This is a genomic window from Rhizobium pisi (assembly GCF_003938655.1).
In the GTDB taxonomy this organism is placed as follows: domain Bacteria; phylum Pseudomonadota; class Alphaproteobacteria; order Rhizobiales; family Rhizobiaceae; genus Rhizobium; species Rhizobium pisi.
In genome coordinates, this window is sequence record NZ_RJJT01000005.1 from 142,738 (window position 1) to 155,718 (window position 12,981).

The 12,981-nt window shown below is 61.9% G+C and carries 14 protein-coding genes; 9 read left to right on the plus strand and 5 right to left on the minus strand.

The genetic code is table 11. The features are described 5' to 3' along the window. Positions 1-80 precede the first annotated feature (80 nt). The 5 genes from EFD55_RS08610 to EFD55_RS08630 all read right to left on the minus strand — a co-directional run bounded on the left by EFD55_RS08610 (position 81) and on the right by EFD55_RS08630 (position 4,965). The gene (locus EFD55_RS08610) at positions 81-320 is read right to left on the minus strand and encodes a DUF1344 domain-containing protein (protein WP_245438429.1); all 240 of its coding nucleotides are present in this window, start codon (positions 318-320) and stop codon (positions 81-83) included. Positions 321-413: 93 nt separating this feature from the next. Further along, complete coding sequence (locus tag EFD55_RS08615) at positions 414-3,068, minus strand: FtsX-like permease family protein (protein WP_125844320.1); 2,655 nt, start codon at positions 3,066-3,068, stop codon at positions 414-416. Continuing rightward, positions 3,050-3,715, minus strand: a complete 666-nt coding sequence (locus EFD55_RS08620) for an ABC transporter ATP-binding protein (protein WP_245438430.1) — start codon at positions 3,713-3,715, stop codon at positions 3,050-3,052. The genes EFD55_RS08615 and EFD55_RS08620 overlap by 19 nt, the downstream gene beginning before the upstream one ends. A 10-nt stretch (positions 3,716-3,725) precedes the next feature. Further along, entirely contained in the window at positions 3,726-4,388 is a 663-nt protein-coding gene (locus EFD55_RS08625; RefSeq protein WP_125844322.1) for an ABC transporter ATP-binding protein, read from the minus strand. Between the two features lie 4 nt (positions 4,389-4,392). Beyond that, positions 4,393-4,965 carry a hypothetical protein gene (locus EFD55_RS08630; protein WP_125844324.1) on the minus strand — a complete coding sequence of 191 codons (573 nt, stop codon included), beginning with the start codon at positions 4,963-4,965 and terminating at the stop codon, positions 4,393-4,395. A gap of 129 nt (positions 4,966-5,094) precedes the next feature. Here EFD55_RS08630 and EFD55_RS08635 point away from each other — a divergent pair, with 129 nt between their 5' ends. From EFD55_RS08635 to EFD55_RS08670, 9 genes are all read left to right on the plus strand, one after another. After that, positions 5,095-5,751, plus strand: coding sequence for a response regulator (locus EFD55_RS08635; protein WP_125844326.1), 657 nt, complete (start codon positions 5,095-5,097; stop codon positions 5,749-5,751). Further along, positions 5,751-7,070 carry an ATP-binding protein gene (locus EFD55_RS08640; RefSeq protein WP_210276219.1) on the plus strand — a complete coding sequence of 440 codons (1,320 nt, stop codon included), beginning with the start codon at positions 5,751-5,753 and terminating at the stop codon, positions 7,068-7,070. Before EFD55_RS08635 ends, EFD55_RS08640 begins: the two co-directional genes overlap by 1 nt. A gap of 201 nt (positions 7,071-7,271) precedes the next feature. Then, entirely contained in the window at positions 7,272-9,026 is a 1,755-nt protein-coding gene (gene treZ, locus EFD55_RS08645) for a malto-oligosyltrehalose trehalohydrolase (protein ID WP_376774098.1), read from the plus strand. A 22-nt stretch (positions 9,027-9,048) separates the two neighbouring features. Further along, a complete protein-coding gene (gene malQ, locus EFD55_RS08650) occupies positions 9,049-10,911 on the plus strand; it encodes a 4-alpha-glucanotransferase (protein WP_125844329.1) in 1,863 nt (620 codons plus the stop codon). Positions 10,912-11,103: 192 nt separating this feature from the next. Then, a complete protein-coding gene (locus EFD55_RS33085; protein WP_165504828.1) occupies positions 11,104-11,265 on the plus strand; it encodes a hypothetical protein in 162 nt (53 codons plus the stop codon). A gap of 144 nt (positions 11,266-11,409) precedes the next feature. Continuing rightward, complete coding sequence (locus EFD55_RS08655; RefSeq protein ID WP_125844331.1) at positions 11,410-11,712, plus strand: hypothetical protein; 303 nt, start codon at positions 11,410-11,412, stop codon at positions 11,710-11,712. A gap of 132 nt (positions 11,713-11,844) precedes the next feature. After that, positions 11,845-12,093, plus strand: coding sequence for a hypothetical protein (locus tag EFD55_RS08660; protein WP_125844333.1), 249 nt, complete (start codon positions 11,845-11,847; stop codon positions 12,091-12,093). Positions 12,094-12,355: 262 nt separating this feature from the next. Beyond that, complete coding sequence (locus EFD55_RS08665; RefSeq protein WP_125844616.1) at positions 12,356-12,586, plus strand: hypothetical protein; 231 nt, start codon at positions 12,356-12,358, stop codon at positions 12,584-12,586. Between the two features lie 127 nt (positions 12,587-12,713). After that, entirely contained in the window at positions 12,714-12,977 is a 264-nt protein-coding gene (locus EFD55_RS08670; protein WP_125844335.1) for a hypothetical protein, read from the plus strand. The last annotated feature ends 4 nt before the right edge of the window (positions 12,978-12,981 follow it).

The window sequence follows — 12,981 nt, forward strand, 5'->3', positions numbered from 1 at the left end:
GCGTGGTGCCGGGCACAATCAGTCGGTTGCCAATCGCGCGAGAAAGCAGCGGCCGGTAATGGCACCGGCCGCCGCAACCTTCACTTCTGCGGAACCAGATGTGAAACGACCGCCTTACCGCCCTTGTCCGCGTAGGTTAGCCGGACCTTCTCGCCGATACGGAGTTTGGTGTCTTCGATCCCTTCGGGCAGGGTATAGGTTTTGCCGCCCGACAGCGTGATCGTGTCGGCATTCTTGCTGATTGCACTAATCGTGCCGGACACGTGGGCAGCGAATGCGGCACTGATCGGCGCCAGCACCAGCATCGCGGCAATGATCATTTGCGATTTCATCCTCTTCTTTTCCTTTCAATGTTTCGGCCGCCGGTTATCATTTCCCGCAATGGCGACATGAGTTGCGAGGAAAGCAGGTTCTCACCCGCCTCTGAGTTTCTCCGTGACGTGTGTGCGGCTGCGCATAGCCTCTCCTGTCGCGGCCATCAAAGCGGCACACGCCGCCGTGACGATGAGGGCAACGAGGTAGAGCCACGGCACCGAAAGCATGTCGGGTGGCGGGTCGAACACTCCAGTCAGCAGCTTGACGAGCAGATAGGCAATCAGCGTGCCCGCGATGAGACCCAGGACCATGCCGCTGCCGGCAACCAATGCCGCTTCGCTCCAGACGAAGGCGCCGAGTTGTCGTTGCCGGGCTCCGAGAGCCACGAGAACTGCGAAAGAGCCCTCGCGGTCGGCAAAACCAAGGCTAAGCACCAGTCCGCCCGAGGCGGCGAGCATGACAAGCGCGAAGATAAGTTCCAGTCGCGTTAGACCGGCGAGATCAACTGCGGTGAGGCTCGACCCGATTAGGGCGATGGCATCGCCGATCTGACTGACCTTGAGTCCAGGGAAGCTCGCAGTCGTGTTTCGAGCAGCCAGAGCGACGCGGGCGGGATCGTCGGCCGATCGGATCAGGACAATCTCGCTTCCCGCCGAACCGGTCTGCTGCGCGATGTAAGCTGCGTTGGCGACAAGAAATGAATCCTTCGGCGCAGTCGGAAATTCGCGCACCACGCCCAGGATGTGAAAGGGCACGACATGATATTGGTGATCGGCCGCGTTTTGCAGGCGAAGATTGATGCTGTCGCCGCGGCTGAGCTGATAGTCGTTGACCGTTTCCTGGGAGACCAGCACGCCGTCGGGTGTTCGTGCGAGGTCGGTGAGTGTTGCGCTCGCGTCGCCATTGGCGAAATAGGCGTCGGACATCGCCGTGGCTGTCCCGATGCGCGCCGGGTCTATGCCGTAAAGATCCTGGAGGTCGGTTCCAACGTAAGCGTATCTGTGTTGCATCGGCTGAGCGGCAACCACGCCCGGCAGCTTGGAAAGACGGTCGAGCGCCTGGGATGCAGGCGCGGCGGATGTGCCCGTGATCGTGACGTCGGCACCGTTGGTGAGTTCGGCATCGACCTGTGCCTGCGCCATATAGGTCGCATTGAAGATCGCGGTCGAGGCGGCGAAGGCAAAGGCAAGCGCCGTCAGGCCGATGCCGGCGGTCAGCCGCCGGGTTTGCCGTCCGAATGTGGCTGCCACCACATCCGCCAGACGACCAGCGATGGGTCCCAAGCCCCTGGCGACAACCGGCCGGCCCTGCCGTAACCCGGCCCCGACGAGCCGCATGGAAAATAGCGCCAGGCCGATCCATAGCAAAACAGGAGCGAGGAAGGCAGTGTAGTCGACCGCCGTCGCTGCCACGCCCTCCGGTGCGAGAACAACCTGGTATCCACTCGTTGCCGAACGCCAGTAGAGCATCGCTGCCAGCGCCAGCAACATCACATCGAGATAGAAGCGGACCCAAAGCGGCACCCGGTGCTCGCCGATTGTTCGCCGGGCGGCCGCAATGGTCGAGCCACGGGCATCGCGCCAGGCAGGGATCAGGATCGCTGCGAGCGAAAGCGCGATCCCAGCCACCGCCACAGCGCCGAGCAACGGAACCGCTGCGCTGCTCAAGAGAGCTACCCCGAGAATGAAATTCGCGACAAAAGCAGCAATGAGAATACCAAGGATCGCACCGCCAACACCCGAGACGATCGCTTCGGACACGGCCAAGCGAAGAACCGTATCGACCGTTGCCCCTCGCAGGCGCAGCAATGCGTGGTCGCGGCGGCGCCTGTCCCGTCCGGCTCCCGCTACCGCAACCGTAAGCAGCATGGCGAGGATGGCCCCAGGGGCGCCGAGGAACAAGAAAACCAGTCGTGCATAGAGGGCATCCTCGCGGACTGCCTCCAATCGGGCCGCCAGATTGTTTGCAAGCAGCGCCGCTCCAGCGACGCGAGCCTCGAAATTGTGGCCGCGCTCAGTTGCCCAGGTGCTCGCAGCGACAGGGTCGGTGGGCAAATCGCGATGATCGAGCTTGATGTGGAACTCGGTCCGAATGGTATCGGGCCGGCTGGCGCCTTGCTGCTCGAACACCTGCTGCCACAGAGATATTGGCAACAGCAGAACGTTGTCGGGCGGGGCTTGCGGTGCGGCGCCAGCCGGGACACCGATCGCCTGAAACATCGCATCGGCGTTCGGCAAATCGACGATGCCGGCGACCGTCACGTTAATGTCGGGCGCCTGGTCGCGGTGGATGACGACCTGATCCCCCACCGCCACATGCAGGTTGGCGGCCGTCTGTTGTGCTATCAAGACGCCATCGACCGATCCAACCAGCCGTCGGACCTGTCCCGGGAACTGGTCGAAATAGCCCGGTCCGATGCCAAGTACCGTGCCGCCACCTGTCGTCTGTACGGTGCCTCCCGTGTTCGCCTCAAAGCCTGGTACGTCGGCATAGTTGATCAACTGCGAGCCGATAACGGGCGCGGCAGAGCGAATCTCAGCCTCGACCGCACCATGATCCGCGCCCGGCAGCAACTGGACCTGCCAGTCGACGGGTACCTGGGCGACCGACCGGGCCGTCATCTCGGCCGTGCTGGATTGCAAAAACGCGCCAAGGCACGCGATGAAAGCGACTGTCAGTGCTACACCGCCGATGGTGCCGACTAGGCGGCCGGAACGGGTTCGGACAAGTCCGATCAACCAGTGCCCGTACATGCGGACCTCTCAACCATGCTTTCGAATTTGCCGTGACGCATCCGCCAGATGCGGTTCATCTTTGCAGCCACACGCTCATCATGCGTGGCGATGATGATGGCGCTTCCGGTCTGCTGCCCCCAGGCGCGGAGCCGATCGACCAATATCGCGGCACCAGCCTGATCGAGTTGGCCTGTCGGCTCGTCAGCGACAATCAATTCCGGATTGGTCACAATGGCTCGGGCTGCGGCGACCCGCTCAGCCTGGCCGCCGGAGAGCTGTTCGGGAAGCTTCGACGCCAGGATTTCGGCCCCGAAAATGGCAAGTGCAGCCAGGGCGCGGGCCTTGGCTTCGGTACCGCTACTAAGAAGGATCGGTAGCTCGACATTCTCGATGGTGGTGAGCGCAGGCATCAGGTTCGCGGATTGAAAGACGACGCCGATCCGCTCGGGGCGTAATGTGTCAAGGGAACCAAGCCCGGGCCATTCCATTCGTCCTGAGCTTGGCACGTCCAGCCCTGCGATCAGGTTCAAAAGCGTCGTCTTTCCGCAACCCGAAGGTCCCATGATGGCGATGGCTTCCCCTGCGTGAATCTTGAAGGAACAACCCTGAACAGCCGCTACGACGCCCCGCTCGCGCTGGAAGCTGCGCCACAAATCGGCGGCCACGACCAAGGCCTTAGTCATGAACGATGCCTCCATCCCGGATGTTGATAATGCGATCGGCCCGCGCGGCGAGCGCTGGGCTGTGCGTCACGACCAGGACGGCGGCGCCGCTCCGGCAGCTTTCGATGAGGCGATCGATGACGAGCTGTTCTGTCGCTGCATCGACTTCGGCGGTCGGCTCATCGCACAGCAGGATTGCCGGTTTTGCCGCGAGCGCCACTGCCAAGCCGGCGCGTGCCGCTTCGCCGCCCGAAAGGTAGGCAGGTAGTACATCGGCAAGGCCGTCAAGGCCCAGGCTGCGGACGAGATCATCGATCTCGTCCGGTCGGCCGCGGCCGGAAATCTCCATCTGGAGACGGATGTTGGTCCGCACCGTAAGGTGATCGAACAGATTGCCGGACTGCATGAGCATGCCGAAATGACGCGCCCTAAGCCGATCCCGCTCCGGTTCGGGGCGTCGCGTCATGCGCTCGCCCAGGACCGACACCACGCCGCCGTCTGGCTCGTCGATTCCGGCAAGGCAGGCAAGCAGCGTCGATTTCCCGCTGCCGGAAGGACCCCTCAATGCGGTGAATTCTCCTGCATTGAGGATGAGGGCAATCCCACGCAAAGCCACAACTTCGTCGTCGCCGGCATGAAAGAAGCGGTAAAGCTCGGTCGCCTCCAGAGCGGACATGAACTCACCTCCACTGCAAGGAGTTGGAGATCAGTTGCCACTGGTCTACGTTGTCAGCGCCCGCCGGAGCGGCAAGATCAAGGGTGACCATCTTGCCATTCTTGAAAAGAATGAAGCGCTCGTGTTCGAGCCTGATCTGCCTATTTGTGACCGGATTTGGCGCGGAGTTCGATACATAGCTGATGCGGACAGCCGGTCCGGCCGCGAGCTTCACATCCATGACCGCGGCGACTTTGACGGCGTGCCCGGCTGCCTTGAGGTCCGGGATCTCGTGGGCCTTGGCTGAAGAAACCGTTGGAGCAGCACTCGCAGTACCAAGGGTGACATCTATCTCATCGTATTTATCGGCGAACCGAACGCCATGGTCGATCGTGGTCCGTGACCATCCCTCAGGCACCTTCAGGTCAAATCCATCAGGAGAGTTGTAGGTAATGAAGACCTGATTGTCCGGAATGTCACCCGGTGGGTTCGTCTCAGGCGCAACAAGTTTTTCCTGCGCCAAAGCCGCAGGAAACGCGCCGGATGATATCAAGAACAGCACGGCCAATGCGGCGGATATGCGATAGCGGACAGTCATGATTAATGCTCCTCTGCGAACTCGAGAAAGCCATGTGACGCCAGCAGAATTAGGAGGGGCTTAGATGATCAGGCATATCGGCCCGCACCAAAATCTGTGCAGCTTCGCGCGTTTAGGTTACTTTGAAACATGCGTATTCTTGTAATCGAAGATGATGTCATGCTCGGTCGAGCCCTCGTGCAAGCCCTCGACGATGCGGGCATGTCGGCGGACTGGGTGCGTGACGGACAACTCGGGGACGAAGCCGTTGCCGTGGGCGGGCATGGTCTTGTGTTGCTCGACCTCGGCTTGCCCGGCCGTTCGGGCCTGGAAATCCTGCGCTCGCTGCGGGCGGCCGGTGACAAGAGGCCGATCCTGGTGATCACCGCCCGTGACGAACTCGACGATCGGGTCGCGGGGCTCGACCTCGGGGCCGACGACTACCTCGTGAAGCCGTTCGAGGTCAAAGAACTACTCGCACGCATGCGTGCGGTCTTGCGCCGACATGGCGGCCAGGCGGTTTCGATCCTTTGCACGAGCGAGATCGAACTCGATCTATCTAGCCATGAGGTGAAATATCGCGGGGGCAGCGAAGTGTTGCCAGCGCGCGAATTTGCGCTGCTTCAGTCATTGCTGGAGCGTCCCGGAACCATTCTGTCCCGAGCCCAGCTTGAGCAAAGCCTCTATGGCTGGGGCGAGGAGGTGGAGAGCAACGCCGTCGACGTGCTTATTCATTATGTAAGACGCAAGTTCGACAAGGACATTATACGAAACGTCCGTGGGGCCGGCTGGATGGTCCCGAAGTGATGAACACCATATCGATCCGACGCACGGCTTTCTTATGGCTCGCCGGCCTCATGGCGACCATCGGCGTCTGCGCGGCGACAACATCATACTTCCTCGTTCAGAACGAGGCATCCGACTTCCTGGACAATCAGCTGCGGCAGATCGCGCTCTATGTCGGGGATGCGCGTTCATCCCCAGCAACGGGTCCGGATAGCGGTGCCCCGCACGATCCCGAGGACGACTTCGTCATCCAGGTCTGGGATGTGGCCGGCAAGCCGTTGCGACTATCGCATCCCGCCGTCGATATTCCTCGGCAACAGGCGACCGGGTTTGCCGACATCTCGACCGGCAGTGACAATTGGCGCGTCTACACGCTGGCCGCGCCGGATCGAACCGTTCAGGTTTCCCAGGACACGATGGTCCGTGAAGAACTGGCGACCGATGCGGCGCTCCAAGCGGCGCTTCCGATCATCATTCTGATTCCATTGTCATTGCTGACGCTGAGCTGGATCATCGATCGGATCATGGCCCGACTCAATCGATTGGCAGTCGCGGTCGCCTCCCGAGACGCAGCGGCGGACGATCCTGTTCCGATCGACGACGTGCCAGCTGAGCTCATTCCCTTCGTGAACTCAATCAATCGGTTGCTCGCCCGGCTCCGCGCGTTGCTGGGGAGACAGCGGCGGTTCATCTCGGACGCGGCCCATGAATTGCGCACACCGCTCTCGGCGCTGCAGATTCAAATAGATAACCTTCGGCACGACGACCGGGATGGCGGATTTTCTCAGCGTTTGACCGAGCTCGAAGCCGGAATCGGCAGGGCCACTGGCCTTGTAAGTAAGCTTTTGCGCCTCGCGCGCTACGACGCGCACGAGACCGCGCCCGCGTCGCAGCCGATCGACCTCGTCCAGCTTGCACTCGATGTTGTTGCGCGCCTGAACCCACTCGCGGAGAGCCGCCGGATTGACCTGGGCATCACGCGCCAGGACAAGGCCATTGCGATCGGTTCTCTGGACGATTTCGAAATCATCCTCGGCAACCTGATCGACAACGCCCTGAGATACACGCCACCGTGCGGAACCGTCGACGTTGCGGTGGTCATCACCGGGCAAGAAGCACGGATCGAAATCCGCGACACCGGCCCCGGCATAGCGGAAGACGAGATGCCACGCGTCTTTGAACGGTTCTTCAGGGCAAGGCCTCAGGATAGCGAGGGCAGCGGTTTGGGGTTGGCGATCGCCAAGGCGGCAGCAGAAAGACAAGGAGTGCGGCTCACACTTGCCACGCGCGAGGACGAGCGAGGTCTTGTCGCATGCCTCATTGCAAGAATGGCCTCATAGAGGGCTTGGCGTAGGATTCCGTCCTTTGGGCGAGCCAACGACCTGGCTCGACTGACAGAAGCGCTTATGCGCCAGCGCTGCGCACGACGCCGATATGACCCGATCGCTTCTGGAAACTGACCCGCGCTGCGAAACTTTTTGCGCCCGTGACGGTTACCCCAATCCCGTCGTCACTTCATCGAAGGTTTGCTCTTGACCAAAATGACGTTTGGCCCCGCATTCATCGAAGAGGGCACCCTGTTTCGCCTCTGGGCTCCCCTGCATGAAAGCGTATCGCTGAATATCGAAGGCGATGAGCCGCGTTTGATGCAGGCGGCAGAAGACGGGTGGCATCGGTGCACGGTCAGGAACGCCCGTCCCGGCACGCGCTATCGCTTCCTCTTGCCGGATGGCCGCGGCGTTCCCGACCCCGCCTCGCGGTTCCAGCCGCAGGATGTGCACGGGCCGAGCGAAGTGGTCGACCTTTCCTCCTATCGCTGGAAGACGGGCGCCTGGACGGGCCGGCCCTGGGAGGAGATGGTCATTTACGAGCTGCATATCGGCTGCTTCACGCCGGCGGGGACTTTCAAAGCCGCCATCGAGCGGCTCGACCATCTCAGGTCGCTCGGCGTCACGGCGTTGCAGATCATGCCGCTCGGCGAATTCCCCGGCCGTTACGGCTGGGGCTATGACGGCGTGCTTCCTTATGCGCCCGATGCCAGCTACGGGCGGCCGGAGGATTTCATGGCGCTGGTCGATGCGGCGCATGAACGCGGCATCTGCGTCTTCCTCGACGTGGTCTACAATCACTTCGGGCCGGATGGAAACCTCATCCCGGCCTATGCGCCGCTCTTTACCGATCATCACAAGACGCCCTGGGGCCACGGCATCAATTACGACGGCGACGGATCGCAGATGATCCGCGAATTCATCATCGAGAACGCCATCTACTGGATCACCGAATTCAGGCTCGATGGTTTCCGCTTCGACGCCGTCCACGCCATCAAGGACGACAGCACCGAACATCTTCTCCACGCGCTTGCGCGCCGCGTCAGGGCCGCGGCCGGAAACCGGCACGTTCACCTGATCGTCGAAAACGAGGAGAACGACAGCGATCTCCTGCAGCGTGACGAAAACGGCGAGGCGAGACTATTCACCGCGCAGTGGAATGACGACGTTCATCACGTGCTGCACATCGCCGCCACGGGCGAGACCTTCGGTTACTACGCCGATTACGCGGGCGACGCCGGCAATCTCGGCCGGGCGCTGGCGGAAGGTTTCGTGTTCCAGGGCGAACACATGCCCTATCGCGGGGGATGCCGGGGGAAGCGGAGCGGCCATCTGCCGCCGACCGCTTTCGTATCCTTCATCCAGAACCATGACCAGATCGGCAACCGGGCGTTCGGCGACCGTGTCATGGCTTCGAGCCCGGCCGATGCCGTCAGGGCGGTCACGTTGATCTATCTGCTGGCGCCCGAAATCCCTATGCTGTTCATGGGCGAGGAGTGGGGTGCCGAAGAACCGTTTCCGTTTTTCTGCGACTTTGACGAGGATCTGAACGAGAAGGTCAGGAAGGGCCGCCGCGAGGAGCTTTCGCGCTTGCCGGGCTTCGATGCCGACGATCTTCCCGACCCGACGGCGCCCTCGACCTTCGCCGCCGCCAAGCTCGACTGGTCGAAACTCGCCTCCTCCAGAACCCTCGATTTCTACAGGACGCTTCTTGACCTCCGGCATCGGAAGATCATTCCCTTGCTGAATGGCGCGGGAAGTGCGGTTTATCGCGCGGCGGGAAACGCTATCGCGGTGGATTGGACGCTGGCCGGCAACAGACGCCTTCACCTGCGCGCCAATCTCGGCCATGAGGCGGCGGTTCTTTCCGAAGAGCAGGACGGGGGCGAGACGATCTTCCGTCTGGGCCATCGCGACAGTTACGGTCTTGCGCCCTGGACGGTGATCTGGAGCATCAGCGAGGCGTGAGCGCGGGGGAGGGCATCGAAGGATGAAATCCGCTGACCTCGACAGGCTTGCCCGCCGGCACGGCATCAGCCCGACCAGGCCCAGCCCTGACGTTCGGGAGGTGGCGATCTCCAGCGAGGCCAAACGCAAGATCCTGTCGGCGTTGAAAGTCGAATTGTCGGCCGCCGCCGATCATGAAGCGGGCACAACGCGGCGGGAGCGCCAGCCGCCGGACCAGAAAATCCCGACCTCGTTCCTGCCGGATTTCCTCGTCGGCACGCGGATCTGGGGCATCAGTCTGCAGCTTTACGAGCTACGCTCGCCGCGCAACTGGGGTATCGGCGATTACCAGGATCTGGCCGATATGGTGGATCTTGCGGGCGCGGTCGGCGCCGATTTCATCGGCCTCAACCCGCTTCATGCGCCGTTCCTCGCCGACCCCGACCGCTGCAGTCCCTACGAGCCCTCGAACCGCCAGCACCTCAACCCGCTCTATATCGCCGTCGACCAGCTGCCGGGTTTTGCGGGGAGCCCCGAAGTCGAACGGCAACTCCAGGGCCTTCGCCGCACCGATCTCGTCGATTACGTCGGGGTCGCACGAACCAAGCTCGCGGCCCTGCGGGGTCTCTGGCCGGATTGGCGGAAGCGGAGACCGGCCGACGAAATCTACGATCCCGATGATTTCGATGCCTTCGTCGCGGAACGCGGCGACAGCCTCAGGCTGCATGCGCTTTTCGAGTGCCTGTCGTTTTCCATGGTGGAGCGCGGCATGGGCGCCGGCTGGCGCGGATGGCCTGCCGATTTGCAGCGCTTCGACAGTTCCGCCGTTGCCGAATTCGAGCGCGACTGCGCAGATGATGTCCGCTTCCATATGTGGGTGCAATGGCTCGCCCACCGGCAGCTGACGCAGGCGGCGGAGCGGGCTGGGAAGGCCGGCCTGCGGCTTGGGCTCTATCTCGACCTTGCCGTCGGGGAAGCGGTCGACGGCTCGGCGACGTGGAGCGAGCCCGAGGTCTATGTCTGCGAGGCCACGATCGGCAGCCCACCCGATCCCTTCGCCGTTCACGGGCAGGATTGGCATCTCGCGGGATATCTGCCTTCCGCGATCGCCTCGGGAGACATGTCGCCTTACCGGCGCATGGTGAGCGCTGCCATGCGATATTGCGGTGCGATCCGTATCGACCACGCTCCGGCGCTTCGCCGCCTCTTCCTCGTGCCGACGGGCAGCAGGCCGGTTGGCGGCGGATATGTCCGCTACCCCGAGCAGAGACTGCTGCAGATCCTCGCAGACGTGTCTGCCGAGCACAGATGCCTCGTTATCGGCGAGGCACTCGGAATGATCCCGCCAGATCTGCCGGATGATCTGGAGGCGGCGCAGATCCTTTCCTATCGCATCCTTTCCTACGAACAGGACGAGAAGGGCTTCAAGCCGGCGGACGCTTATCCCGTCCTCGCCCTGGCCTGCATCTCGACGCACGACCATCAGACCCTGGCCGGCTGGTGGCGCGGCGCCGACATCAAGGCCCGGCGCGACCACGCCATCGTGCCGCCCGATCTCACCGAGGAGCATCTCAGACACCGCAAGCGCGAACGCCGAAATCTCAAGGCGGCGCTTGAAGCTGCCGGCCTCGATCTGCCGGCCGGACTTACCGCAAGGGCAAGCCGGGAAGCGCTGAGAGAGCTGACCGTCAGCGCCTATCGTTTCATCGCCAGGACCCCCTCACGTCTGGCCGTGGTCCGCCTTGCCGATCTCACCGACGAGAAAAACCCGACCAATATCCCGGGCACCACTGATACCTATCCGAACTGGAAGCCGAAGCTGTCGGTTTCGCTGGGCGATCTTGCAGCGAGCCCGCTTCTTGCACGCGTAACGGCGGCGATGCGGGAAGAAAGACCGCGGCGGTGATCAAGGTCGAGTGAACCTGTCACGCGATTCGCTGTGCGGGCGGAACCTCCACGGGCTTCAATTGTTTAACTCGCGGAAACAGGGACAATCATCGCATGCGCCGACCGAAAGCATGGGGCGCGACGCGACAGGAAAAGCGCGATGCCAGGAGGCCTTTTGCTTCCCGATGGCGACTATGATGGAAAACAGACCATGACGACCGCATTCATCCTTCTTGCATTGGCTCTCATCATCACCTTTGCCGGCCCGACATTGCTGTTCATCTGCGTCGGCTACGCCGACTATATGCTGGAGCGGCGCAGGCACCTGCTGGCGCTGAAGCATGCCGTGAGACGTCGCAGCGACGAGCATTGAGGTGGCTTCAGGCTCGCTGCCGGCAACCGTCTTAGGCCAGGACGCCGGCGGTGATAGCGGCCTGCGCAGTCACGGAATTCCCGGAACACTGTCCGCTTGTTATACTGGGGCGAGCGGCCGAGGCCGAAGCAGCTGGAGGGTTCGATGAAGAGGAGCATAGGATTGGGGCTGGTTCTGGCCGTTGCGCTGACGGGCTGCACGACCGGCGCAGCCCTTTATTCGTCCAGCTATTCGTCGGCGGGGCTCGCCCCCATTCCCGGCAGCATCACCTATAACGGTCAGCCTCGCACCAAATTGACGAAATCGCCGGTGGGTTCTTCCTTCCCGCACAGCTTCACGGATCAATGGGGACGGCAGGTCGAGGAGATCTATGTCATCCAGCCCGACCGGACCTTGCGGATCGCCCAGCGCCACTACCGGCCGGTTTTCTCGCTCGACGACGATTGAGGAAACGATCCTCCGCCGGATGTCGCCCCGTAAGGGATATCAAGGCCTGCTCCGGCAGGCGTCTAATAAGATTTCAGGATTGTCATCTTGTCGAGAATGACCGACGCTTGTTCCCTCAGGCGAGGGAAAATCATGCTCGACGTCCTCATACGAAGCACTCTCGATATCGTCGGCCGCACGGAGCTCCTGATCGAGTCGACGATGCGCCTACTCCACGGCGGAGGCTTCGATGAGATCGAAATCTACGAGCTCGATTGCGAGATCGAACGGCTCAGGAATGTGCTTTTCGCCGCCGACGAAGCCATCCGATCGCTCGCGTGCAAGACTGAACGGTTGCCGCAGACGGTCGCGGAACACGGACTGCACACGACATTGCATTGAGGCATCAGCGCCTTCGGAGTTGAGAGTTCATGAAGCACTGCCGCCGCGTTCCCATGCGCTGAGCGCATGTCACGCTGATGTCACGCGACCATAGCAGCAATATGTGGTTGATAGGCGTGGATCTGAAGGCTTTTGATTGGATCGCCGAAATTCGCCGTTTCGATATTTGATCGATTTAAGCATGTTGGAGACGCCGAGGAAGGACTGGCACCGGCTATTGGGCCTGTCCTTTTCGCTCGTCATCGTTCGTTGGGGCATCGCGATGAGCATGAAAAAATTGAAGAAGGAACCTCAAGCCGAGGAATTCATCTTTCCGGTTCACACCAGGACGATTGCGGAAATTCGCTACGATATTCACAGCCAGATGATGACGGTCGTCTATCACGACGGACGTTCGCGCACGACATCAGGCATACAGGGCCCTGCAATTCTGAGGATTCTCGCCCAGCAGCCGCTGGAGCGCTCTCCCTTTCTGCTGCAGACGGTCATCTGACTCCTTGACGCCGGCCTTCAGGCCCAGGGCGGGCGGACCATCCGCAAATTAAATCATCGCGGATGGTGCATCCATTTCCGTCGAGCCGCGTTCATCCCCGATAGTCACATCCATTGAGGGAACGCCTATGACATTTCCATCGCCCAAATCCGAGGCGCCGGCGCAACGCTTCGAAGAGGCGACCGCTGCCGCGCGCAATGCCCTGGAAAAGCTGATCGGAGCCGCCAACGAAGCCGGATGGGGAACCGAGGAGATCTCGGTCGCGCTTCTCAAGGCCGCGCAATTTCTGAACGACGCCAACAAGAAAGATCCCGATCCCGCTGAGGATCCTGACATGAGCGACGCGCCCGGCAAACGGGAGCAGATCGGCCACGGCGAGCTTTTCGATTAGCAGG

Excerpts from the sequence above, each read along its gene's own strand:
- EFD55_RS08610 (WP_245438429.1), bottom strand. The coding sequence starts at position 320 with ATGATCATTGCCGCGATGCTGGTGCTGGCGCCGATCAGTGCCGCATTC.
- EFD55_RS08615 (WP_125844320.1), bottom strand. The coding sequence starts at position 3,068 with ATGTACGGGCACTGGTTGATCGGACTTGTCCGAACCCGTTCCGGCCGC.
- EFD55_RS08625 (WP_125844322.1), bottom strand. The coding sequence starts at position 4,388 with ATGTCCGCTCTGGAGGCGACCGAGCTTTACCGCTTCTTTCATGCCGGC.
- EFD55_RS08630 (WP_125844324.1), bottom strand. The coding sequence starts at position 4,965 with ATGACTGTCCGCTATCGCATATCCGCCGCATTGGCCGTGCTGTTCTTG.
- EFD55_RS08635 (WP_125844326.1), top strand. The coding sequence starts at position 5,095 with ATGCGTATTCTTGTAATCGAAGATGATGTCATGCTCGGTCGAGCCCTC.
- EFD55_RS08640 (WP_210276219.1), top strand. The coding sequence starts at position 5,751 with ATGAACACCATATCGATCCGACGCACGGCTTTCTTATGGCTCGCCGGC.
- treZ (WP_376774098.1), top strand. The coding sequence starts at position 7,272 with ATGACGTTTGGCCCCGCATTCATCGAAGAGGGCACCCTGTTTCGCCTC.
- malQ (WP_125844329.1), top strand. The coding sequence starts at position 9,049 with ATGAAATCCGCTGACCTCGACAGGCTTGCCCGCCGGCACGGCATCAGC.
- EFD55_RS33085 (WP_165504828.1), top strand. The coding sequence starts at position 11,104 with ATGACGACCGCATTCATCCTTCTTGCATTGGCTCTCATCATCACCTTT.
- EFD55_RS08655 (WP_125844331.1), top strand. The coding sequence starts at position 11,410 with ATGAAGAGGAGCATAGGATTGGGGCTGGTTCTGGCCGTTGCGCTGACG.
- EFD55_RS08660 (WP_125844333.1), top strand. The coding sequence starts at position 11,845 with ATGCTCGACGTCCTCATACGAAGCACTCTCGATATCGTCGGCCGCACG.
- EFD55_RS08665 (WP_125844616.1), top strand. The coding sequence starts at position 12,356 with ATGAGCATGAAAAAATTGAAGAAGGAACCTCAAGCCGAGGAATTCATC.
- EFD55_RS08670 (WP_125844335.1), top strand. The coding sequence starts at position 12,714 with ATGACATTTCCATCGCCCAAATCCGAGGCGCCGGCGCAACGCTTCGAA.